Source organism: Paraburkholderia phenazinium (assembly GCF_900141745.1).
Classification (GTDB): domain Bacteria; phylum Pseudomonadota; class Gammaproteobacteria; order Burkholderiales; family Burkholderiaceae; genus Paraburkholderia; species Paraburkholderia phenazinium_B.
This window is the reverse complement of sequence record NZ_FSRM01000002.1, coordinates 920,356-938,831: the sequence shown is the minus strand read 5'-3', so window position 1 is coordinate 938,831 and position 18,476 is coordinate 920,356. Positions and strand designations below refer to the sequence as shown.

The 18,476-nt window shown below is 62.7% G+C and carries 19 protein-coding genes; 4 read left to right on the top strand and 15 right to left on the bottom strand.

Features of this window, described 5'->3' with window-relative positions:
- Nucleotides 1–6: 6 nt before the first annotated feature.
- Nucleotides 7–1,620 carry an MFS transporter gene (locus tag BUS06_RS24275; protein WP_083611574.1) on the bottom strand — a complete coding sequence of 538 codons (1,614 nt, stop codon included), beginning with the start codon at nt 1,618–1,620 and terminating at the stop codon, nt 7–9.
- A 147-nt stretch (nt 1,621–1,767) separates the two neighbouring features.
- On the opposite strand from BUS06_RS24275, the gene BUS06_RS24270 reads away from it, so the two are divergent.
- The 4 genes from BUS06_RS24270 to BUS06_RS24255 all read left to right on the top strand — a co-directional run bounded on the left by BUS06_RS24270 (nt 1,768) and on the right by BUS06_RS24255 (nt 4,862).
- Entirely contained in the window at nt 1,768–2,673 is a 906-nt protein-coding gene (locus BUS06_RS24270) for a LysR family transcriptional regulator (protein ID WP_074266965.1), read from the top strand.
- A 60-nt stretch (nt 2,674–2,733) separates the two neighbouring features.
- Complete coding sequence (locus BUS06_RS24265) at nt 2,734–3,795, top strand: DMT family transporter (protein ID WP_074266964.1); 1,062 nt, start codon at nt 2,734–2,736, stop codon at nt 3,793–3,795.
- 143 nt (nt 3,796–3,938) lie between these two features.
- The gene (locus BUS06_RS24260; protein ID WP_074266963.1) at nt 3,939–4,142 is read left to right on the top strand and encodes a DUF3562 domain-containing protein; all 204 of its coding nucleotides are present in this window, start codon (nt 3,939–3,941) and stop codon (nt 4,140–4,142) included.
- A 258-nt stretch (nt 4,143–4,400) separates the two neighbouring features.
- Nucleotides 4,401–4,862: a GNAT family N-acetyltransferase gene (locus tag BUS06_RS24255; protein WP_074266962.1), complete on the top strand. Its 462-nt coding sequence runs from the start codon at nt 4,401–4,403 to the stop codon at nt 4,860–4,862.
- 79 nt (nt 4,863–4,941) lie between these two features.
- Here the strand turns inward: BUS06_RS24255 and BUS06_RS24250 are convergent, their stop codons facing one another.
- The 14 genes from BUS06_RS24250 to BUS06_RS24185 form a co-directional block, all read right to left on the bottom strand.
- Complete coding sequence (locus BUS06_RS24250) at nt 4,942–6,345, bottom strand: MFS transporter (RefSeq protein WP_074266961.1); 1,404 nt, start codon at nt 6,343–6,345, stop codon at nt 4,942–4,944.
- 24 nt (nt 6,346–6,369) lie between these two features.
- The gene (locus BUS06_RS24245) at nt 6,370–7,626 is read right to left on the bottom strand and encodes an NAD(P)/FAD-dependent oxidoreductase (RefSeq protein ID WP_074266960.1); all 1,257 of its coding nucleotides are present in this window, start codon (nt 7,624–7,626) and stop codon (nt 6,370–6,372) included.
- Nucleotides 7,619–8,584, bottom strand: coding sequence for a VOC family protein (locus BUS06_RS24240; protein WP_074266959.1), 966 nt, complete (start codon nt 8,582–8,584; stop codon nt 7,619–7,621). Before BUS06_RS24240 ends, BUS06_RS24245 begins: the two co-directional genes overlap by 8 nt.
- Nucleotides 8,585–8,601: 17 nt before the next feature.
- Nucleotides 8,602–10,107, bottom strand: a complete 1,506-nt coding sequence (locus BUS06_RS24235) for an aldehyde dehydrogenase (RefSeq protein WP_074269260.1) — start codon at nt 10,105–10,107, stop codon at nt 8,602–8,604.
- Nucleotides 10,108–10,134: 27 nt separating this feature from the next.
- Nucleotides 10,135–10,965: an aspartate dehydrogenase gene (locus BUS06_RS24230; RefSeq protein ID WP_074266958.1), complete on the bottom strand. Its 831-nt coding sequence runs from the start codon at nt 10,963–10,965 to the stop codon at nt 10,135–10,137.
- Nucleotides 10,958–12,616: a thiamine pyrophosphate-binding protein gene (locus BUS06_RS24225; protein ID WP_074269259.1), complete on the bottom strand. Its 1,659-nt coding sequence runs from the start codon at nt 12,614–12,616 to the stop codon at nt 10,958–10,960. Before BUS06_RS24225 ends, BUS06_RS24230 begins: the two co-directional genes overlap by 8 nt.
- Nucleotides 12,609–13,415: an SDR family oxidoreductase gene (locus tag BUS06_RS24220; RefSeq protein WP_074266957.1), complete on the bottom strand. Its 807-nt coding sequence runs from the start codon at nt 13,413–13,415 to the stop codon at nt 12,609–12,611. Before BUS06_RS24220 ends, BUS06_RS24225 begins: the two co-directional genes overlap by 8 nt.
- Nucleotides 13,415–14,287: an IclR family transcriptional regulator gene (locus BUS06_RS24215; RefSeq protein WP_074266956.1), complete on the bottom strand. Its 873-nt coding sequence runs from the start codon at nt 14,285–14,287 to the stop codon at nt 13,415–13,417. The genes BUS06_RS24220 and BUS06_RS24215 overlap by 1 nt, the downstream gene beginning before the upstream one ends.
- Nucleotide 14,288: 1 nt before the next feature.
- A complete protein-coding gene (locus BUS06_RS24210) occupies nt 14,289–15,188 on the bottom strand; it encodes an alpha/beta fold hydrolase (RefSeq protein ID WP_074266955.1) in 900 nt (299 codons plus the stop codon).
- Between the two features lie 137 nt (nt 15,189–15,325).
- On the bottom strand, nt 15,326–15,853 hold the full coding sequence (locus tag BUS06_RS24205) for a cupin domain-containing protein (RefSeq protein ID WP_074266954.1): 528 nt from the start codon (nt 15,851–15,853) through the stop codon (nt 15,326–15,328).
- Between the two features lie 27 nt (nt 15,854–15,880).
- The gene (locus BUS06_RS24200) at nt 15,881–16,654 is read right to left on the bottom strand and encodes an SDR family oxidoreductase (RefSeq protein WP_074266953.1); all 774 of its coding nucleotides are present in this window, start codon (nt 16,652–16,654) and stop codon (nt 15,881–15,883) included.
- Complete coding sequence (locus BUS06_RS24195; RefSeq protein ID WP_074266952.1) at nt 16,647–17,747, bottom strand: aromatic ring-hydroxylating dioxygenase subunit alpha; 1,101 nt, start codon at nt 17,745–17,747, stop codon at nt 16,647–16,649. Before BUS06_RS24195 ends, BUS06_RS24200 begins: the two co-directional genes overlap by 8 nt.
- A gap of 59 nt (nt 17,748–17,806) precedes the next feature.
- Entirely contained in the window at nt 17,807–18,118 is a 312-nt protein-coding gene (locus BUS06_RS24190) for a recombinase-like helix-turn-helix domain-containing protein (RefSeq protein WP_074266951.1), read from the bottom strand.
- Between the two features lies 1 nt (nt 18,119).
- On the bottom strand, nt 18,120–18,434 hold the full coding sequence (locus BUS06_RS24185; RefSeq protein ID WP_074266950.1) for a non-heme iron oxygenase ferredoxin subunit: 315 nt from the start codon (nt 18,432–18,434) through the stop codon (nt 18,120–18,122).
- Between the last annotated feature and the right edge of the window lie 42 nt (nt 18,435–18,476).

Sequence of the window (18,476 nt, the reverse complement as noted above, 5' to 3'; positions counted from 1 at the left end):
GGTGAATCAGCGCGCGTCGTCGCAGGTCGCGGTGGTTGCAGTGGCCGCGGTGGTCGCGACCGACGCCCCCTGCCGATCGCCCAGGCCGAGGTAGCGCAATGTCGCCAGCGCCGCCAATACCGTGATGGCAGCTAACCCATACGTCAACAGATGAAACGCATCTGCATAGTGCTGACGGAGCATCGCTAGTGAGACCCCAGGCAATAGCGTCGACGCGCCGCTCAGGTCACCGGTGGCAAGCCGTTGGGCTGCCAGATCAATCGCCGTGCGCGGCGCACCGCCACCAGCGGCCATTAACTTGTGGCCAGGTGCAAGGGGCGCCAACGCGGCAACAACCGGCGTAAGGCGCGCCGCCACGATGCCAGCCAGCGCCGCGCTGACCATCGCCAGAGCAAGTCCTTCGCCGGCCACGCGCGTCGTGCTGAAGATGCCGGTTGCCATGCCGGCACGCTCCTTCGGCACCACGCTGACTGACAAACCGTCCATCAATCCCCATGGCAACCCCGTACCAATGCCGATCACACCCATTGGCACCAACAGCGCAGCGGGTTCCGCGCCTACCGGTACGCCGCCGAGCCAAACCAGTCCCGCTGCTGCAATCAGCAGACCCAAGCTGGAGATCAGCCCCGGCGATGCGTGCCGGGTCAGGCGCACGGCGAGTGCGGGCATGACCAGCATCGGCGCCGAAAGCGCGATCATCATCAAGCCGGCATTAAGTGGCGCGTATCCTTCGATGCCGACAAAGCGGATCGGCAAGATCACCAGCAGCACCACGAAGCAGTAGCACGTCGCGATCGGCAGCAACTGCACGCCCACGAAACGGCGATAGCGGAACAACGAGAGGTCGAGCATCGGCCGCGCGGTATGCCGCTCGATCAGCACGAATGCCACAAGCGACCCGGCTGCGACCGCCAGCAGCGAACCGACCGCCGGATGGCCCCAGCCGATATCCGGCGCCTCCAGAATCGCGACCGTGAACAACCCGAGCGCCGCCGTAAAGCTCGCCATGCCGGGCCAGTCCACGCCGGACGCGTGCGGATCGCGCGTCTCCGGCATGCCGGGTGCCGCAAGCAGCAGCGACATCGCGCCGAGCAGCGCGGTCGAAACAAACACCGCGCGCCAGCCAAACAGTTCGATCAGGCCGCCGGCCAGCACCGGTCCGAACGCAAGGCCAACGCCGAAGGTGGTGCCGAGCAGACTGAACGCGCGGGTCCGGGCGTGGCCGTCGAACTCCTGCGCGAGCGCCGCCGAGCCGCCCGCCAGCGCAGCGGCGGCGCCCACCCCTTGCGCTGCCCGCAGCAGATCGACCCAGACGATGCCAGGAGCAAGCGCGAGGAGCATCGACATCAGCGAGAACACGCTCACCCCGCAGAGAAACACGCGGCGACGGCCGAAGCGATCGGCAAGCGTGCCCGCCGCCATCAGACAACTGCCGAATGCGAGCATGAACGCATTGGTAATCCAGTTCAGCGCTACCGGACCGCCACCGAGAGCGCGGCCGATTGCCGGTGTCGCGATGGCGCCCGCCGAGAAACTGAGCGGCAGGATAACCGCCGCGACGCAAACCGCGGCAAGCACGGCGGCGCCTCGCGAGGCGGTGTGATCGATCGAGTCAGACATGAAGCTTCCTTTGGATAGACAGGGCACCGAGGACTGGCGATTTCCGACGCACACGGAAAACGGGTCAGGCAAGTCTAGTTACGGACTCGAACGTGATAAATACTGCTAAAGTCAGATCAATCCGGACAAAAATTCTCGAATGAGGCCATGGAAAACCTGACCGGCATGATCGCGTTCGTGCGAACTGCGGAGGCTTCGAGCTTTGTCGGCGCCGCGCAGCGGCTCGGCGTGTCTGCGTCGGCGGTAGGCAAAAGCGTGGCGCGCCTCGAGCAGCATCTTGGCGTGCGACTCCTGCAGCGAAGCACGCGGCGCGTCAGCCTGACGGACGACGGCGAGCGCTTCTACGAGCGCTGCCGTCAGATTCTCGAGGCCGTGCACGACGCCGAAACGATGATGCTGCAAGCCACGGCGACCCCGCGCGGCCGTCTGCGGGTGAGCCTGCCGACCATCGGCTACCGTTTTTTGCTGCCGATCGTGCCGGAGTTCGCGGCGCGCTATCCGGAGATCAATCTCGAACTGGACTTCAACGACCGTCTGGTCGATGTAATCGAAGGCGGTTTCGATGCCGCAATCCGCAGCGGGCCGCTCGACGATTCGCAACTGATGGCCAAGCGGCTGGGGCCGTTCTGTTTTGTGCTGTGCGCGTCGCCGACGTATCTACAGCGGCGCGGCGTGCCGCAGGTGCCGGCCGATCTGGCGCAGCATGCCTGCCTGCGGTTTCGTTTTCCGACTTCGGGAAAACTGGAGCCGTGGCGCTTTCGCGATCTGCCGGAAGACACGGTCACACGCTTTCCGACCGCGCTGACCTGCAACAACATGGAGGCGCTCCGGGCAGCGGCAGAGTTGGGGCTTGGCATCGCCTATATGCCCGAGTTTCTCGCGCGCGACGCCTTGCAAAGCGGCGCGTTGCAATCGGTCATGGCGGACCACCTCGCGCAGGCCGGACAATTCTCGGTATTGTGGCCATCGAGCCGGCAGTTGTCGCCCAAACTGCGGGTCTGGGTCGATTTTCTTTCCGAGCGCCTGTTTCCCGAACCAGCCAGAACTGCTTAGCACTCGACGCGGCGCCGCCAGCACCTTAAGCTGATTGCCTGATTCATCGCGACAAAAGCCATGTCAGCACGTTTGAACGCACCGTTCACCGCCCTTCTCGCTGCCGCCTTGTTCGGTGCGACGACACCTTTTGCCAAGGCGCTGCTCGGCACCCTGTCGCCGTTTATGGTGGCGGGACTCTTCTACCTCGGCAGCGGCGTTGGCCTGGCTATCACGATCCTCGTACGCAAGCTGAGACTGAGCAACGACCAGCGAGCCAACGAAGGACAGATCCATTTGCGCGAAGTCCCGTGGCTGCTCGGCGCCATCGTCACGGGCGGCGTCGCGGGACCCGCTCTGTTGATGCTCGGCCTGAACGCGACGCCGGCAGCCACGAGTTCGTTGCTGCTGAATCTGGAAGGTGTTTTCACCGCGCTGATCGCATGGATCGTGTTTCGCGAGAACGTCGATGCCCAGGTGTTTCTTGGCATGGTGGCGATCGTGGCGGGTGGTGTGGCCTTGTCATGGCACCCCGGCGCGACAAGCGTGCCGCTCGGCGCCCTGCTGGTGGCCGCGGCGTGCGCGTGCTGGGCAATCGACAACAATCTCACGCGCAAGGTCTCCACCAACGATGCGATGGTCATCGCCTGTCTGAAAGGGCTGACCGCAGGGTCGGTGAATTTCGTCATTGCATTGCTGCTGGGCGCTCAACTCCCACATGCCGGAATCATGGCGGCCGCGATGGTGACCGGGTTCGCCGGTTACGGGGTCAGTCTGGTGCTGTTCGTGGTCGCGCTGCGCAATCTCGGTACGGCGCGCACCGGCGCATATTTTTCAGTGGCGCCGCTGTTCGGCGTGACGATCTCGCTGATCCTGTGGCCCGAAATGCCGCCGCTGCTGTTCTGGGTCGCCGCGGCATTGATGGCTCTCGGCATCTGGCTGCATATCCGCGAGCGGCACGACCATCCGCATACGCACCAGGTGCTGGAGCATAACCACCGGCACCGTCATGACGAACATCATCAGCACGAACACGATTTCGAATGGGACGGCGAGGAGCCGCATGTGCATCCGCACCGGCATGCACCAATCACGCACACGCATGCGCATTTCCCAGATATTCATCATCGGCACTCACATTGAGCATAGCGATCGCGATTTGCGATCGCTCCCTTTCCTGATCCGAAAGCGCGATAGGACGATTCAATTGGCATCCTGGCCAAGCTCGTCCTGTAATGGAACTCCTGCCGTTTGCACTTCCCCCCTGCCAAACCCGGAGAACCTCAATGGCTCAGCCCCAGCCCAACGTTGACGAAGTTGTACAGGCCATCGCCGCGGAAACCAATACCCCCACGGAAACGGTCTCGAAGATCTACGCCGATACTTTGGCCAACTATAAGACTGATGCTCGAGTGTTCGATTACATGCCGCTGCTGGTCGCCAAGAAGGTGCGCGACACGCTGCGACATTCAGGAAGCCGGAAGAACTAACACCAACGCCGCGGTTCGCGCGGGCTTCTTCGCTCGATTGATCGTTCCGCCGTTCATGTCGTGCGTTCGCGTGCGACGTGCCTAGGCGCATGCGGGCGCAGCACAAGCTCCGGAAATCTCACGTTAGCGGGCCTCAGTGCAAGTGCGTGGCTCCAGGTTATTGCTGAACCGTGGAGCTAACAATAGTGCCGCAAAGTTCTTAAGCTGACGGTGGTCGTGAAGCTTTGTTTCACGACGCCTAGCCGAGGAGCTTTGCGCATGACTCAATCAATCCAGATCCGTCCAGTAACCAACGTCGATTTTTCGGCATGGCTGCCGCTGTGGGATGCCTATAACGCCTTCTACGGACGTTCCGGCGAGACAGCGTTGCCCCGCGAAATAACACTTCTCACGTGGTCGCGCTTCTTTGACGGTTATGAACCCATGCATGCGATGGTCGCCGAGCGCGACGGTCAGCTGCTCGGTCTCGTGCATTATCTCTATCATCGACACACCACGATGGCCGGACCCATCTGCTATCTGCAGGATCTCTACACGCTCGAGAGCGAGCGCGGCAAAGGCGTCGGGCGAGCGCTGATCGAAGCCGTCTACGAACACGCGAAAGCGGCGGGTTCAAGTCGCGTTTATTGGCAAACGCATGAGACGAATCAGACGGCGATGAAGCTGTATGACCGTGTCGCTGACCGGTCGGGGTTTGTGGTGTACAGAAAGGCTTTGTAACGAGAGAGCGCATCGCACGGCTTCTTGCCGGAACGATGCGCGCTTCCCGTTACGCTAGCGCGCCGAGCTACAAGAGCCGCTAAGCCTCCAGTTGCTCCAACACCTTCCCCTTCGTCTCAATTCCAAGGAAATGCACCGTGAGCGCGGCGAGGAACGGCACGGCCGCGAGAATGTAAAACGCGACGTCGAGATGACCACCCACCATCGTCTTCGAAACGATCGCCGGCGCGAAGATCGCCGCCACCTTTAGCCAGGCACCGCCAACTCCACAGCCAAACGCACGGATGCTAGTGGGATACAACTCCGGCGTATAGACATACGCCGTGATAAACCCGCACGCGAGGAAGCCCAGCGCAAATGCACAACACGTCGCCACCACATACACCGACGAATCGTGGAACACACCGGCCAGCGCCAGCGAAATCGCACACAACACAAACGACAGATTGATGATCGGCTTGCGCCCCACCTTGTCGACGAGCAATGCGCAGGTCAGCGACCCAATCACACCGAGTACGGAAGCCGCCACCGCAAGGTTCAGCGCCAGTTGCAACGGCGCGTGATAAACCGTGCGATAGATCGTGGGCAGCCAAGTGGAAAGCCCGTACTGAATAAATCCGCACGTCACCCATAGCATCGCCACCGCCAACGTGCGCTTCAGATAAGCCGGCCCAAACAGATCGCCGATACGGCGCTTAGGATGCCGACTCGCCATCGCTTCGAATTCGACTGCATGCTCAACCGGCGCCAGCGGTCCCTTGGTCGCGCGTTCGAAGGCCAGCACCGCTGCATCCGCATCGGCCATGCGTTCGCGCTCAGCTAGCCAGCGCGGCGATTCCGGCACCAGTCTGCGCAGCACGAAAAACAGGATCAACGGCAAGCCGCCGATGAAATACATGGCCTGCCAGCCAACGCGCGGCACGATCCACGCACCCAACGCATTCGACGCCAGCAAACCCACCGGAAACACGATCTCATACAGCAGCACAAAGCGCCCACGGCCATGCGCGCGGCTGATCTCGTTGATATACGTCGCCGCCACCGGCAACTCGCCACCCAGGCCCAGGCCCTGGACAATCCTCAGCACAACGAACGCAACAAACGTCGGCGCGAATCCGCACGCAATACTCGTCACGCCGATGATCCCGGAGCTCAACGCAATCGCGCGCACGCGCCCCTTACGCTCGGCGTACCAAGGAAACACGAACGCGCCCAACAGTTGCCCTATAGATCCCGACGCGATCAGAAAACCGATCTCCCAAGGCGTGAGCCCCCATTTCTGGATCAGGATCGGCAACGTAGCAGCGATGGCGATTACATCGAACCCGTCGAAGAACGTCGCGAGTCCAATCAGGATTCGCGCGCGAACCTGCATCGCATTGCCCGGCAAGCGTTCCAGACGCGCAATGATCGAGCCCCGGGTCACAGGGCCTGAGACACCGGCGCTGCTGCGGTCCCCCATGGTGTTGTCGATGGTTCTCATGCCGTTGTCGCCGTCCGAAAAGAGTTACGCGAGCGCCGTGCTGGCGTCAGTGAGAGTTGCAAGGTCGACCGTGCGGCCCTGGTTCATCCATTTGCGCGCGAGTTTCAGATCGCGCGGCGTGTTGATCGCAATCGCCCCGCGAATCGCACCGTTTTCCACGTAGAAGAGCGTGGCGCGTTTGCCTGGCAGATCGCCGCGTACGACGAGTTGCGCGTCGTTGGGAATGTCGCCAAGGATCTGTAGGTTCACGTCGTACTGATCGGACCAGAACCACGGAATGTCAGCATACGGCTCGAACTTGCCAAGCAAGGCTTTCGCCGTGGAGATAGCCTGGTTTTGCGCGTTCGCCCAGGATTCGAGCCGTACGCGGCGCTTTAGCCACGCGCTCGGATGGTTCGCCACGTCGCCGCATGCAAAGACGCGCGGGTCGGAGGTTGCGCCAAAGTGATCGACCACGATACCGTCGGCAATCGCAAGGCGTGCTGCTTGTGCGAGCGCCGTATGCGGCGTGAGACCGATACCCGCGACGGCGAAATCGGCATCAAGCGTTGTGCCGTCGGCCAGTGTGGCACGCACGCCGTGGGGGTTGTCGGGGTGATCGTCGAGCGATACAAGGCCTGAATCGAGGCGCACGTCCACGCCATTGGCCCGATGCAGTTCAGCCAGGAAATCGGAAATAGCCGGCGGCACCGAGCGGGCGCACAGGCGCGGCGCACCTTCGACGACAGTTGCCGCAACACCAAGCTTGCGTGCAGTTGCCGCCACTTCCAGCCCAATCCAGCCGCCGCCAATCACCAGCACGTGCTGGCTCGCGCGCAACCGTTCGCCGAGGGCGACCGCTTCATCGAGCGTGCGCAGGTAAGCGATGTTGAAAGTCTTCACCAGCGCATCGGGCAAGCGTCGCGCGGCCCCACCCGTGGCAATCACCAAGCGATCGTATTGCACCTCGCGGCCCGACAGCGTACGCACGATGCGCTGCTCACGATCAATCGACGTAGCCGTATCCGGCTGCCACGCTTCGATGTTCAGGGCGTCGAAGTCGTCCGGCTTGACGAGGCGCACGGTGTCGATATCCGCTTCCCCCGCCAGCACCGCCTTCGACAGCGGTGGACGCTCATACGGCAAGTGGATCTCATCAGCGATCATCACGAGGCGACCGTCGAAACCCTCCTTGCGCAAGGTCTTCACGACCCATCCGGCCGCCTGGCCACCGCCGATCACGACGATCGTGCGTGGTGCCTCCAGGCTCGCGTGTGCGCTTGATGCAGCGGCGTCAGTCATGTTTGCGCTTCGTCATGAACTTGCCCTCCGGCGCTTTCGCATTCTTCTGACGACGCGTGTTGCCGTCGATGCCGCCATCGATCGCCCATTCGGCGAACACGGTCGGCCCCGGCTCGAAATCGCGCGGTTGCCACTCGGGCGTCAGTTGGTCCTCATCCGCGTAGTACTCGATGAGCGCGCCAGCCGGATTCTGGAAATACCAGAAGTAAGCAGACGACACCGGATGGCGCCCCGGCCCAAGTTGCGTGTCCCAGCCGCAGCGGCTGATATGCATGCCGCCGCCGAACACTTCGTGAATATCGCGCACGGTGAAGGCCACGTGATTCAGGCCACGTTTGCCGTTCGGCAACGCCAGCAGGAACAGGTCATGATGTCCGCCATGCGGCGCGCAGCGCAGAAACGCGCCACGTCCCGGGTAACGGTCTGACATCTCGAAGCCGAGCAGTTCCTGATAGAACTTCTCCGTTTCGGCAAGGTTGTTGGTGAAGAACACCACATGCCCCACTTCCACCGGTTCAGCTCGCTCATAGATCGGCGACGGTTGATTCACGCGTAACGTCTGGCCCCACACGTTTGAAGGTGAGCCATGCGTTTCGACGTCGCGCTTGCGGGTGACTTCCACACGAATCGCCATGCCGTTCGGGTCGATGCAACCCACCGCGTCGTCGTTTTCGAAGTGTCCAGGCTGACCTGCAAAGCGGCCGCGCAACGCGTCGAGTTCGGCGCGCGTCGCTACACCCCACGTCACCTCACGCAGCGTCGAACCTTCTTCGAAAGCGGGCGGCAGCGACGGATCGTTCGAATCCACGGCCAGAATCGTGCAGCCGTTCAGCGATTCGAAGCGGGCGCGGGTTTCGTCGTGCGCAGTCTCTTTCAAACCCCAGTCGGCAAAAAAGCGCCGGCAGGTTTCGAGGTCCGTCACACCGTAGGTAATCTGTTCAATGCCGAGAATCGTCATGTCGTGCCTCTTGTTCCTCAATTCGTCTGGGGCGCATTGGCCCAGGCCAAAGGTGCGTCGTTCAAGCCCCAGTACAGGCTCTTTTGCTGCATGTACTCGCGAATGCCGAGACGCCCTTTCTCGCGACCCATCCCGCTCTCTTTCCAGCCGGAGAACGGCGTCGAGATCGAGAACAGCTTGTAGGTGTTGATCCACACGGTGCCCGCTTCGAGCGCGCGGGCCACGCGCCAGGCGCGTTTGTAGTCGCGCGTCCAGATGCCGGCAGCGAGGCCAAACACGCTATCGTTGGCCTGCTTGATTAGCGAGGCTTCGTCATCGAATGGCATGGCGACCAGCACCGGTCCGAAAATTTCTTCCTGGCAGATACGGGCGCTGTTCGACAGGCCTTCGAGAATCGTGGGCTGATAGAAGTTGCCTTGTTCGCGTCCGTCGCCGACGGGACGCTCGCCACCGCACAACAGGCGTCCACCTTCTTCCAGGCCCAAAGCGACATAACGCTCCACCGATTCGCGATGCGCTGGCGTAATCAACGGGCCCATCTGTGTTTCCGGGCTCGAAGGGTCGCCCACGCGCAACCTGCGTGCGCCTTCCGCCAGGCGCTTCATGAACGTGTCGTAGATCGGGCGATGCACGAACAAACGCGAGCCCGCGATGCATGCCTCGCCCGACGAACTGAAAATGCCGTACAGCACGCCGTTCACCGCGTGATCGATATCCGCGTCTTCGAAGACGATGGTTGGCGACTTGCCACCCAGTTCCAGCGACACCGGCATCAGCTTGTCCGCGGCGATGCGCGCGATGCCACGACCCACTTCGGTCCCGCCAGTGAACGACACTTTCTTCACGAGCGGATGACGCACCAGCACATCGCCGATTACCGAACCTTTACCGGGCAACACGCTCAATACGCCCTTCGGTACGCCCGCTTCTTCGCAGATGCGCGCCAACGCGAGCGAGACCAGCGGCGTCACTTCAGCGGGCTTCAACACCACCGCGTTGCCACCCGCAAGCGCAGGAGCAAGCTTTTGCGCATCCGATGCGATCGGCGAGTTCCACGGCGTGATAGCCGCGATCACGCCAATCGGCTCGTACACGCTCATGGTCATGTAGTCGCCACGCGACGGCGTGAGCTCTTCCTCAAGCGTTTCGAGGCACGCGGCGAAATAGCGGAACGTGTTGGCAGCGCTCGCCACCAGTACGCGTGTTTCGCCGATCGGCTTGCCGTTATCGCGCCGCTGCAGATGCGCCAGTGCTTCGTGACGCGCCATGATCAGATCGGCGATACGGTACAGAACCAGGGCACGCTGATGCGGCTTCAGACCGGCCCAATCCGCTTTGCGCCATGCAATGTCCGCGGCTTCGACCGCATCGCGCGCATCGTCGGCGCTGGCCGTCGAGATTTCCATGTTGACCGACTGATCTGCCGGATACAGGCTTTTGTACGGGTTGCCACGCCCTTGCCGCCATTCGCCGCCGATGAAAATATCGCCGGTGGGCACGAGGCTGGTATCGAAGTGAGTCATGTCGGTCATCCGCTCAGTTACTTCTCATCAAATCACGCAACGCGCCGCGCGATTGCGCAGGGCACGGATCGCGCTGAACGCGGTCAGCGCGGACGTCTTGGGGTTGTCCGGCAACGGCTTGCCGCACATTTCGAGCGACATCTCGCCGAATGCGCCGCGCGCCAGGATGCGGTGCACGTTGCGCGTCACAGCGGGGTCTGCGATCAGACGCACAATGGTCTGATCGAGGCCGAGACCTGCCAGCGCAATCGTCGCCGCCACGTTGGCATTCCTCGGATAAAGCCGCGCCGCTTCACGGGCGCTACCTTCGAAAATGATCCGCTCTTCCGTCAGGCTCTGCAGATCGCATATCTCTTCGGCGGGTGTGCCGAGCCAGCCCTGCGGCGGCTTGCGACCCGTGTACAGCACTTCGTCGAGGCCACCCAGTTTCGCCGCGGCCAAAGCGTCTACGCCGCCAATGGCGCCGGACAACAGCGTCAGCGTGGCATCGCCTTCATCCGCAGCAGCCGAGAGAGCGTCGAGCAGCAGCACGTCCGAGAGAGCTCCGATAGAAGCCACCGCGCAATCGGTGCCCGCTTTCAACAACGGAACAACGTGGTCGACCAACGCACTGTGGCCCGCGCATTCCAGCGCGAACTGCGGGCGGCTGCTCAGCGCAGCCACCGACGACACCACATCTACCGACGCGCCCACCACCTCTCGCACCGACGCCGCATGCCGCTCGGGCACGATCACATGCGACACGCGCACTTGCGGATCCGCTACAACGGAGCGATACACCGCCTGGCCGATCGCCCCGAAGCCGATCATCGCAACGTCGACGGGCGCATGATGTCCCGCGTGGCGAAGATCATGCATGTTCTGGCTCCTGCTTCTTGACCGGCGGCCCAGCAAACGCGGTGGCAAACGAGCCGACCGACAGCATGTCCACTTCAACCAGCACCGGGCCCGTCTTCGCCAGACCTTCGCGGATAATCTCGTCCGCGTCGTCGAGCGACTTGATGCGGTAATGGGTGAGCTTCAGGCTCTCGCAAAACTGCGCGAAGTCCGGTTGATGCAGATCGACGAAGCAGCGGCGGCCGCCATACTGCGCGTCCTGGATGTTGCGGATCACGCCATAGCATTGGTCGTTCATCAGTACGATCATGACGTTGGCGTTTTCCTGCACGGCCGTCGCCAGTTCACCGACGTTCACCATCAGGCCACCGTCGCCGACGAGGCACACCGTCTTCGCCGCTGTTCCCGCCAGCGCCGCACCGATTGCCATCTGCATCCCTTGACCGATACCACCGCCCAAGGCGTGCACCCCCGCACGCGGCGTGAAAATCTGCAGCAGGCGGTTACCCCACGTGCTGTTCGAGATCGTCACATCGCGCACCCAGTTATAGTCCGTGCCCACCGAACGTTGCAGTGCATCGACGAGGCGCTTGTACGGTCCGAGACCCTTGCCTACATCCGCTACGGCGATCTCCCGGGCAGCGGCCAGATCGGCAGCGAACTTCGGATCCACCTTGAGACGGCCTTCGAGCAGCGTCGCGAGTTCTTCCAGAACCGCAGCGGAGTCGCCATGCACAAACAGATCGTTGCGATAGCCGCGGTTGTCGGCGAGTGCGTCCGCATCGATGCGGTACAGCGGTTGCGGCAGCGCAAGCTTGTACTTCAACGTTTCATTGCCACGCAGACGCGAACCGACCACGAGGACCGCATCGCAAGTCTTGTAGAAGCTCTCCACCGACGCGTGCACGTTGAACGCACCGAGCGTCGCCGGATGATCTTCCGGCAGGATGCCGCGGCCCTGCACGCTGGTCACGACGCCAAAGCCCAGCGCCACCAGGCGCTCAACCGCCGTCCGCGCGTGACGCGTGCCGCCGCCAAGCCACAGCAGCGGACGCGCGGCCTTGGCCAGCGCATCGGCGAGTTGCACGACGCGCTTGCTGTCGTGCGTGAGCGTCGTCACGTGCGGCGCGCTGAGGTCAGCGGGCCATTCGATTTCTGCCGCCTGAATGTCAATCGGAATCTCGACACTCACCGGGCCGCTCGGCGCGGTCTGCGCGACCCGCACCGCTTCGCGGATCGTCGGGAGTGCAGTCTCGGCAGTGCGGACGCGGTAGGCGGCCTTCGAGATCGACGACAACATCGACAACTGGTCCGGCGCTTCGTGGATATACGCGAGGTCCTTGTCGAGGTATTCGGTTTCGATCTGGCCAGTGATATGCAGCAGCGACGTGCCAGCGGTCAGCGCTTCGACCATCGCGCCTGCTGCGTTGCCGGCTGCAGTACCCGTGCTGGTGAACGCGACGCCAAGGCCACCGGACACACGTGCCAGACCATCGGCCATGTTGACCGCACCGGCTTCGCCGCGTGCACCGACATAACGGATCTTGCCGCGGTTGTTGATCGCGTCGAGGATCGGCATGTTGTGGATCGAAATCACGCCGAACGTCGTGCGAACGCCGCATTGCTCGAGAAAGGCGGCAATCAGCTCGCCGACGGTGGTTTTATTAGACATGTCGTGCATTGCCTCCAGAGACATCGATATGACTGCCTGTCGTGTAGGACGACAGATTAGTAGCCAGATAAAAGAGTGCCTGTGCGGCCTCTTCGGGACGGCCGAAGCGGCCAAGCGGAATGTTCTTCTTGCGTGCGAGTTCTGCCGTCCAGTCTTCCCAACTCTGGCCCGGCGCGGCTTGCGTCTCGAAGCGGCGGCGCCATTGGCCCGATTCGACGATGCCGATCAGAATCGAATTCACGCGAATACGCTGCGGCGCGAGTTCTACCGCTAGTGACTTGATGAGACTCAGCAAACCCGCGCGTGCCGAGGAAGTCGCCACCATATGCGGCTCCGGCTGCAGCGCGAGCAGCGAATTCACGCAGACGATCGACGCGTTGCCCATGCCCGCCGCGTCGCGCAGCATTGGCAGAAACGCGCGAGTCGGGCGGATCACGCTGAAATACTTCAGGTCGAGTTCTTCGCGCCAGGCGTCGTCGGTGGTGTCGGCGAAAGTCGAAACGCGGCCTTGGCCAGCGTTGTTCACCAGCATGTCAGTGCGACCGAAGCGGCGCTGCACGTCTTGCGCGAAGCCTTTGACTTCCTCTGCGTCGAGCACATCGCAGCGTGTGGCGAGCAGTTGCGCGGACGGGAATTGCGTCTTCAGCGCCGTCTCCGCATGCGCCAGGCGTTCGGCGTCGCGTCCGCAGATGGCGACCGATGCACCCGCACGCAAAAACAGTTCGGCGGTCGCGAGGCCGATGCCGGACGAGCCGCCCGTCACCACCGCTACCTGACCGGTCAAATCGATCTGGATCATTAGAGCCCCAATGCCTTCATGTACTTGCTGCCCGCGGCCGGCCCGTTCTTGGGACGGTAGTTCAGGCGTTGCGAGAGTTCGTCAGCCGCGCCGCGCACCTTGTCGATCAGACCGCTGTCGAGCAGCGCTGCATCGATCTCCGGCCGCGGAATCGTCGTGGTGATCACTGCAACGATGCGGCCCGTGTCGTTACGCACCGGCGCCGTCACGACCGAAATGCCGCGTTCGAACGACGATTCGCTGATCGCGAAACCGCGCTGCGCGTCATCGCGAATTCGTTCGTACAACTCTTCGACCGTTTCAGGTGTGAGTTTGGTAAAGCGATGCAACTTCGGCTCGGGGTACAGCGCGCGTAAGTCGTTGAGCGTCAGATCGCCCATCAGCACCTGGCCGTGCGTCGTCGCATGTGCGGGCAGGCGTGTGCCGACGTTGACCTTCACCGAACTGAAAATCGGCGTGTGACTTTGCGCCTTGGCGACGAACACCACGTCGCGTCCGTCGCGGATCAGGATGTGGCTTGTCAGACCGGTGTCGTTGCGCAAGGCCTCGATGATCGGCAAGCCGAGATCCGTCAGTTCGAGCGAGCTCAGATATTCGAAGCCGAGGCGCAGCACCGCAACGCCCAGGCGATAGTTGCGGTCCTTATCGGCTCGCTCGAGAAAGCCGAGCGATTCGAGCGTCTGCAGCAGACGGAAGACCGTCGTGCGGGGAATCTTCAGGCGCCGGGATAATTCCGGTGCGCCCAATACCGGCTCGCGTGGCGAGAACTCAGTCAGAATCTTCAGACCGCGTTCGAGACCGGGCACTTTGTAGCCGGGTTCGGCGTTGTCGTCGTCTGTTGCGCGCTCGGCGTTGATCGTGTCGGGCGTCATTTCAGTGGCTCCGTGGTGCCGCGCTCGCGCGGCAGAACGTGTCGATGATCGCGGTGTACGCGTCAGCGGCTTCGATATATCCGGCGTGACCGGCGCGCAGCACGATCTGCAAGGACGTACGAGCCGCGAGGGCCAGCCGTTCGCATGCGGACGGCGGCGTGATGGTGTCTTCGGCGCCTACAGCAATGTTGACCAGTCCGTGGAAGCGCGAGAGGTCGGCGGCAAGATCGGCGTTGGCGAGCAGATGTGTGGCTTGCGCGTAGCCTTGCGGCACGATGCGCGCCATGTTCCAGCGTACCCACGCACGGGCTGTCTCGTCGGCGTGTGCAGACACCATGTTTGTACTGCGCTTTTCGGCAAGACCTACGGGGCCGAGTTCGGCGAGCATCGCAAGACGCTGGTCGCGTTTTGTTTCGCGTACGTCTGTTGTGGCCGCGCCGTAACCGCCAGCAGGCGACAGCAGCAAAAGGCCTGCGACACGCTGCGGATTTGCAGCAGCAAATGCGCCAGCGACGATCGCGCCCAGCGAATGCCCTACCAGCACGCAACGCGCGATGCCGAGCGCGTCGAGCCAGCCGCGCAGAACGTCGGCGTAGTCCGCCGCTTGGGGCGAAGCTGGGACGACCGGTGTCGATACGCCGTATCCCGGCGCATCCCAGGCAAGCACCTTCCGCGTCGCACCGAGCGCTTCAAACTGCTGCACCCACGACGCTGCTCCCGAGCCAATGCCGTGCAGCAGCACGAGCGGCAACGCCTCGTCGCGCACAGAAGCCAGCTCTCGCGCTTCGCGATAACCCACCGTCTGCGTCGCCGCGGTAACGGCCTGCTGCAGCGGAAAGCGCGCAAGACGCGCTTCCAGCGAGGCGGCGAGATCGGCAGTAACAGACGGGACAGCGGACATGGTTTCTATCTGCAAGTGCAAAGTAAGGTGACGTCAGTGCGGCGACGGTGCGGTGCACAGGGTTGTCGCGTGGGTATGGCTAGTGCAAAGCGTCGAACGGGCAACCACCCTGCGCTTCGCACCCAAGTGCTTGTCGCCTATCGCTTCAGCTTGGCAAGCGGCGAATCCGGCGGATAAGTCGGCGTGATCGGCTTCGGAGAACCGAGCATCACGCACATCAGCGCATCCTCTTCGCCGATATTCACTTCCGTGCGATACACGCCCGGTGGCACCGAAATCAGGTCGCGCTCGCCGAGCACCGATTCCCAGGTCTCGCCGTCGCGTTCGCAGATCACTTTCATCTTGCCGCGCAGCACGAAGAAAATTTCTTCGACATCCATATGAATATGGCTCGGCCCGATATTGCCGGCCGGGATCACCATGGTCGAGAACGTGAAGCCGCCTGCAGGCACCGTGTTGACATCCTTCGCGACACCCGTGCCGCCCGTGCCGACATAGCGCATTTGCGCCCGGCGATACTTCGGGTCGTAATCGGCCTGAAACTTCAGCGCGTCCCAGTCGTAGCGACGGGTTTCAAGACGTGCAACGCGTGTGTCCATCCATTGCGCAAAACTGGCTTCCGCGGGTTGATCCCACGACTTACGTTCGAAATCGGTGTCCGCCATCTCTTTCTCCTTTCGGTCAAGACAAGATCAATTCATCACAAAGCCGCCGTTCACCGGCAGCAACTGGCCGGTCACGAAGCGTGCGGCATCGGACAACAGGAACAGGACCGGCCCCGTCACATCGTCGGGAACCTGGGCGCGGGTCAGCGCACGGCCTTTCAGGTAATACTCGTGACGTTCGGCCGGCACGTAGGCGGTGGCCTCGACTTCGGTCAGCCCCGGTGCGATCGCGTTGACCGTGACGCCGTCGGCGCCGAATTCACGCGCCAGCGAACGCGTCATCGCGATCACGGCGCCTTTACTGGCGACATAAGCCAGCAGTTTCGGCGCGCCCCACAGCGCCGTATCCGAAGCGATATTGACGATGCTGCCGCGGCCCGAGTCGCGCAGATGCGGCAGCGCCGCGGTACTCATTAGCCACGTGCCGCGCACGTTGACGTTCATCACCGCATCCCACGTATCGACCGCCAGTTCGCCGGCCAGCTTGCCGCCGGAGTTGGTGATTGCCGCGTTGTTGATGAGCGCATCGAGGCCTCCGAGCTGCTTCACCGCCTGGACGACGAAGCTCTGGATGTTCGATGGATCGGCGAGGTCCAGTGGCAGGAATTGCGCCCCGTGACCTTCGCTTTGCAGCGTCTCGGCGAGCGCACGACCTTCGTCGTGCAAAACATCGCCGAACACGATTTGCGCGCCGGCCTGCACCAGCGAGCGCACAAACGCCGCGCCAAGACCGCGCGCGCCGCCCGTGACGATCACGCGCCGGCCGGTGAGTGCCGCGGGCGCAGCGTTGGCGTTATGCATGGCTATGCCCTGCTGCTGTACCCGTCGTGGCAGTGGCCGCTTGCGCACGGTGCGCGGCGAGTGCATCGAAATCCTGCTGCGCGCGCTGCCGCAACATACGACGCACGCGCGTCATGCCGACGTCATGCTGATAAAGGAATTCGTGTTTGCGTGCATCCGGCGCCATGCTTTCGAGGACATAGCGGTCCTGCTCCAGCACGTCCCAATGGAGACCTTCGAGGCGGTTGCGGTACATGAAACGCCATGCGTCGCGCTGCCATCCCGATACCTTGCGCGTGCGCCAGAAGTAAACCTGGCAGTTGCTCTCATCGACGGGAACGGCAAAGCCGATGATCCCAAAGTTGCCGCCCGGGCCAAACTTCTTCCTGTAGGGAATCGCGAGGCGCATCCACAGGCAACCGGTTTCGCCGAGCTCCACCCAGTCGAAATTGACGTCGCGCTGGCCGACCTTTTCGAACATCAAACCGGTATCGGTCTTGCGCACGCGCATGTCGGCCTGCTTGTCGCCTTCGGCCATCGAGTGCGAGGTCGCATGCAGATAGGCGCCGTGCATCGGATCCATCACGTTGTCAATCGCGTACTGGTAATTGCACTTCCAGTTCGACATGCACAGAAAGCTCGCGTACTCCTCGTTCACCAGTTCTTCCGGCAAAACGAGTGGCGCGGGTTCCTTGTGAGCGTCGTCGCCGAACCACAGGAAGATAGCCCCCGCATGTTCTTGCACGGGATACGACTTCACGCACTTCTGGCCTTCGAGCGGGCAGTTCGACACGGCCGGGACTTTGGTAACCGTGCCGCCGCCGTCGATTTCAATGCCGTGGTACCAGCACGCGACGCTGCCACCAAGATTCCAGCCCAACGATAGACGCGCACCGCGATGCGGGCAGCGGTCTTCGAGTGCATGGACACGGCCTTCCTGATCGCGCCACAGGACGATCTGATCGCCGAGGCGCGTCAGGCCGATGGGCGCATTGCCGACTTGCCAGCTCGGGGCGACCGGATACCAGTAATTGCGCAGACCGAGGTCGAGGTAAGCCTGAAGCGGATCGGCCGTGCCGTGGTCCGTGGTGGGATGGGGTGTGGGGGACGTCATGAAAAGACTCCAGATGCGTAGGCGGTGCGACGGTTTCGCAAGGTTGTCTGGGTACGCGCCTATTCGGCGAGCAGGCGGAATTCGGCGGTCAGGCGTTCGGCGGTCCACGCCGCGCCTTCCGGGGTCCGGAAGCCGATGCGGTTCAAGCCGTCGACAACGTCCTGCAACTCCACCGCACCCGCATCGAACACCTTCTCGAGCGCATCGCCGAAGTCGTTCTCGTATTGCGTCGGTTCGGCCTTGCGGGTTTGCCACACGAGGTTTTGCGCCTCGCCCGGCTTTTCGATGACGCCTTTGCCTGCCACGTTGTTCGGCTGCGGCGCGAGCCACGGCTTCAGGGAGGGATTGAATTTCACGGCTTGCTCTCGCATGTCATTCCACCTTGATCTGGATTTCTTCACCGGCGAGACGAACCGCATACACCTTCAGGTCGCGGCCGCCCGGCTCTTTCAAGCACTTGCCAGTCGGGATATGGAACACGGCTTCGTGCAACGGGCATTCGACGGTATCGCCGTCGACAAATCCCTGCGTCAGCAACGCGTACGCGTGGGGACAGACGTTTTCCAGCGCGTACAGCGCATCGCCCACCTTGTAGATGCCGATCTCCGTGCCTTCGAGCTTGTACTCGAGCGGCGCGTCTTCGGACAGGTCGCCGGCATGTCCGGCGCAACGCCATTCTTCAGTCATGTGCTACCTTCTCCTGAATCCCGAATGTTCCATACAAGGAAC

What these genes read in the sequence shown, in the direction of transcription:
- BUS06_RS24215 (WP_074266956.1), bottom strand. Translation starts at nt 14,287, where the DNA reads ATGACGCCCGACACGATCAACGCCGAGCGCGCAACAGACGACGACAAC.
- BUS06_RS24260 (WP_074266963.1), top strand. Translation starts at nt 3,939, where the DNA reads ATGGCTCAGCCCCAGCCCAACGTTGACGAAGTTGTACAGGCCATCGCC.
- BUS06_RS24205 (WP_074266954.1), bottom strand. Translation starts at nt 15,853, where the DNA reads ATGGCGGACACCGATTTCGAACGTAAGTCGTGGGATCAACCCGCGGAA.
- BUS06_RS24270 (WP_074266965.1), top strand. Translation starts at nt 1,768, where the DNA reads ATGGAAAACCTGACCGGCATGATCGCGTTCGTGCGAACTGCGGAGGCT.
- BUS06_RS24250 (WP_074266961.1), bottom strand. Translation starts at nt 6,345, where the DNA reads ATGAGAACCATCGACAACACCATGGGGGACCGCAGCAGCGCCGGTGTC.
- BUS06_RS24225 (WP_074269259.1), bottom strand. Translation starts at nt 12,616, where the DNA reads ATGTCTAATAAAACCACCGTCGGCGAGCTGATTGCCGCCTTTCTCGAG.
- BUS06_RS24255 (WP_074266962.1), top strand. Translation starts at nt 4,401, where the DNA reads ATGACTCAATCAATCCAGATCCGTCCAGTAACCAACGTCGATTTTTCG.
- BUS06_RS24235 (WP_074269260.1), bottom strand. Translation starts at nt 10,107, where the DNA reads ATGACTCACTTCGATACCAGCCTCGTGCCCACCGGCGATATTTTCATC.
- BUS06_RS24210 (WP_074266955.1), bottom strand. Translation starts at nt 15,188, where the DNA reads ATGTCCGCTGTCCCGTCTGTTACTGCCGATCTCGCCGCCTCGCTGGAA.
- BUS06_RS24220 (WP_074266957.1), bottom strand. Translation starts at nt 13,415, where the DNA reads ATGATCCAGATCGATTTGACCGGTCAGGTAGCGGTGGTGACGGGCGGC.
- BUS06_RS24265 (WP_074266964.1), top strand. Translation starts at nt 2,734, where the DNA reads ATGTCAGCACGTTTGAACGCACCGTTCACCGCCCTTCTCGCTGCCGCC.
- BUS06_RS24240 (WP_074266959.1), bottom strand. Translation starts at nt 8,584, where the DNA reads ATGACGATTCTCGGCATTGAACAGATTACCTACGGTGTGACGGACCTC.
- BUS06_RS24230 (WP_074266958.1), bottom strand. Translation starts at nt 10,965, where the DNA reads ATGCATGATCTTCGCCACGCGGGACATCATGCGCCCGTCGACGTTGCG.
- BUS06_RS24275 (WP_083611574.1), bottom strand. Translation starts at nt 1,620, where the DNA reads ATGTCTGACTCGATCGATCACACCGCCTCGCGAGGCGCCGCCGTGCTT.
- BUS06_RS24185 (WP_074266950.1), bottom strand. Translation starts at nt 18,434, where the DNA reads ATGACTGAAGAATGGCGTTGCGCCGGACATGCCGGCGACCTGTCCGAA.
- BUS06_RS24200 (WP_074266953.1), bottom strand. Translation starts at nt 16,654, where the DNA reads ATGCATAACGCCAACGCTGCGCCCGCGGCACTCACCGGCCGGCGCGTG.
- BUS06_RS24190 (WP_074266951.1), bottom strand. Translation starts at nt 18,118, where the DNA reads ATGCGAGAGCAAGCCGTGAAATTCAATCCCTCCCTGAAGCCGTGGCTC.
- BUS06_RS24195 (WP_074266952.1), bottom strand. Translation starts at nt 17,747, where the DNA reads ATGACGTCCCCCACACCCCATCCCACCACGGACCACGGCACGGCCGAT.
- BUS06_RS24245 (WP_074266960.1), bottom strand. Translation starts at nt 7,626, where the DNA reads ATGACTGACGCCGCTGCATCAAGCGCACACGCGAGCCTGGAGGCACCA.